The organism is Rhizobium atlanticum (assembly GCF_030182485.1).
GTDB lineage: Bacteria > Pseudomonadota > Alphaproteobacteria > Rhizobiales > Rhizobiaceae > Rhizobium.
The window spans coordinates 2501-5000 of the sequence record NZ_JAQJCJ010000057.1; the positions used below are offsets into that span (position 1 = coordinate 2501).

Below are 2500 nucleotides of genomic sequence, written 5' to 3' on the forward strand. Positions count from 1 at the left end.
TGATCGATGCCTGTTCTGCATACATTGTGAAGAGAAGATTGATCTGGAGGCTTCCAGGTGTTTTGGGTTTAGGCCCGAGGCGTCCGAGCCCAGTTCCTGTGAACCCATGGATGGCCTAGCCGGCCGGATGTGGTGGAGGGGCTGGAGGGTGGTAGGAAGCTTGTCGCTCTGGATCGTTTGTTGTTCGTGGCTTTCGGGCCTCGTCTGATGAACGGTCGGATTACCGTTGCCTGACCGCGCGGTATCGGATCAAATCTCGAGAAGCTGGTCTTAAGACCTGACACAAGCGAGCTGCTCGGCGTAGCTCCAATAAAGTGATCAGGTCGAACACGTCGATGGCATCTGAATAATCCGGTTTTAAAAGGTAGCCGGATTGTTGGAGCTGACCTTGCGGCAACTGAAGAGTTGTCCGGATGGTCAGATTTGGCACCCCACGAGGGCGAAAGCCGAGTGGATAAGGTCTGCCAAATCCAACTAAAGATGAGCATTGGCAATGAGAACGATTAAGTGTCGTAAGGGCATTTGGTGGATGCCTTGGCATGCACAGGCGATGAAGGACGTGATACGCTGCGAAAAGCCGTGGGGAGCTGCGAATGAGCTTTGATCCATGGATCTCCGAATGGGGCAACCCACCTTAAATGCTTGGAAAATCATTCTGGTTGTCGGGTCTTCGACCCGACGTTACGGCGAACGATCGCCGACGGCCTCTGGCCTGTAAGGGAACTTCCCGATACAGCGCAGAGCGCGTCGCCGGTCGTCCGGCGCGCCCACGCAGCGCTGCACGAAGTGCAGAACAAGCGTGAGTGAAAACCCGAATGGTTTCCAAGCATTGTGATAAGGTATCTGCACCTGAATACATAGGGTGTAAGAAGCGAACGCAGGGAACTGAAACATCTAAGTACCTGCAGGAAAGGACATCAACCGAGACTCCGCAAGTAGTGGCGAGCGAACGCGGACCAGGCCAGTGGCAATTGTGATTAAAGTGGAACGCTCTGGAAAGTGCGGCCGTAGTGGGTGACAGCCCCGTACGCGTAGATATCATGATTGTCCTAGAGTAGGGCGGGACACGAGAAATCCTGTCTGAACATGGGGAGACCACTCTCCAAGCCTAAGTACTCGTGCATGACCGATAGCGAACAAGTACCGTGAGGGAAAGGTGAAAAGCACCCCGACAAGGGGAGTGAAATAGAACCTGAAACCGGATGCCTACAAACAGTCGGAGCCCGCAAGGGTGACGGCGTACCTTTTGTATAATGGGTCAACGACTTAGTGTAACAAGCAAGCTTAAGCCGGTAGGTGTAGGCGCAGCGAAAGCGAGTCTGAACAGGGCGATATAGTTTGTTGCATTAGACCCGAAACCGAGTGATCTAGCCATGAGCAGGTTGAAGGTTGGGTAACACCAACTGGAGGACCGAACCCGCATCTGTTGCAATAGATTGGGATGACTTGTGGCTAGGGGTGAAAGGCCAATCAAACTCGGAAATAGCTGGTTCTCCGCGAAATCTATTTAGGTAGAGCGTCGAGCGAATACCCCCGGGGGTAGAGCACTGGATGGGCTATGGGGACTCACCGTCTTACTGATCCTAACCAAACTCCGAATACCGGGGAGTACTACTCGGCAGACACACGGCGGGTGCTAACGTCCGTCGTGAAAAGGGCAACAACCCTAACCTCCAGCTAAGGTCCCCAAGTCATGGCTAAGTGGGAAAGGATGTGAGGATCCCAAAACAACCAGGATGTTGGCTTAGAAGCAGCCATCATTTAAAGAAAGCGTAACAGCTCACTGGTCTAAATAAGGGTCTTTGCGCCGAAAATGTAACGGGGCTGAAGCCATGCACCGAAGCTGAGGATTCCTCTTTAAGAGGAGTGGTAGCGGAGCGTTCCGTAAGCTGATGAAGGGAGACCCGTGAGGGCTCCTGGAGGTATCGGAAGTGCGAATGTTGACATGAGTAACGATAAAGAGGGTGAGAGACCCTCTCGCCGAAAGACCAAGGGTTCCTGCTTAAAGTTAATCTGAGCAGGGTTAGCCGGCCCCTAAGACGAGGCGGACACGCGTAGTCGATGGGAACCACGTTAATATTCGTGGGCCTGGTGGTAGTGACGGATTGCACAAGTTGTTCTGGTTTATTGGATTATCAGGGCAGCGGAGCGGTTCCAGGAAATAGCTCCACCGTATAGACCGTACCCGAAACCGACACAGGTGGTCAGGTAGAGTATACCAAGGCGCTTGAGAGAACTATGTTGAAGGAACTCGGCAAATTGCACGCGTAACTTCGGAAGAAGCGTGACCCCATTTTAGGCAACTATGATGGGGTGGCACAGACCAGGGGGTAGCGACTGTTTATCAAAAACACAGGGCTCTGCGAAGTCGCAAGACGACGTATAGGGTCTGACGCCTGCCCGGTGCTGGAAGGTTAAGAGGAGAGGTGCAAGCTTTGAATCGAAGCCCCAGTAAACGGCGGCCGTAACTATAACGGTCCTAAGGTAGCGAAATTCCTTG

1 rRNA gene (only partly in view) is annotated in these 2500 nt (G+C 53.1%); it reads left to right on the forward strand.

Features of this window, described 5'->3' with window-relative positions:
• The first annotated feature begins 501 nt into the window (after nucleotides 1–501).
• Nucleotides 502–2500 (forward strand): 23S ribosomal RNA (locus tag PH551_RS32425); it runs 943 nt beyond the window's last position.